Source organism: Mesorhizobium argentiipisi (SeqCode) (assembly GCF_037179585.1).
GTDB lineage: Bacteria > Pseudomonadota > Alphaproteobacteria > Rhizobiales > Rhizobiaceae > Mesorhizobium > Mesorhizobium argentiipisi.
The window spans coordinates 1-437 of record NZ_JAPYKO010000120.1; the positions used below are offsets into that span (position 1 = coordinate 1).

The 437-nt window shown below is 74.8% G+C and carries 1 protein-coding gene; it reads right to left on the bottom strand.

Annotation, left to right across the window (positions count from 1 at the left end; all coding sequences use genetic code 11):
• Positions 1–437 (bottom strand): GNAT family N-acetyltransferase (locus O7A05_RS34210; protein ID WP_337097817.1); only part of this gene is annotated, 437 nt, incomplete at both ends.

Genomic DNA, 437 nt, shown 5'->3' on the forward strand with positions numbered 1-437 from the left:
GTTCCAGGGCGGCGGCGAGAGGAAACAGCCGGTCGCCCCCGTCGGCCTCGATCAGGCGGTGCGCGATGGCCCGGCGGCCCGTCCAGAACATCTCGCCGAGGCGGTACTCCGCCGCCGCGCAGGAATCGACGCGGTTCGTCGCCCCGTCCGCGAGGATGTCCTGCGTCAGGCGGTGAACGAGCTGCACCCCCGGCGAGTGCCGGGCCTCGTCCTCGTCATGGGCGATCTTCAGGCACCAGGCGGTGTCGCCGCGGGTCAGGAGCACGCTGGCGGCGAGCATCGCCTCGGCGCCCTCCTCCACGCGCAGCAGGCGGTCGATGCGCAGGCCCTCAGGGCCGCGCAGGCGCACCATCTCGCGCATGAAGGCGATCTCGCGGGGGCGGCCGGCGATGGCGGTGCCGGCCCGGCCCTTCCAGCCCGCCGCCTCCAGCGCGATG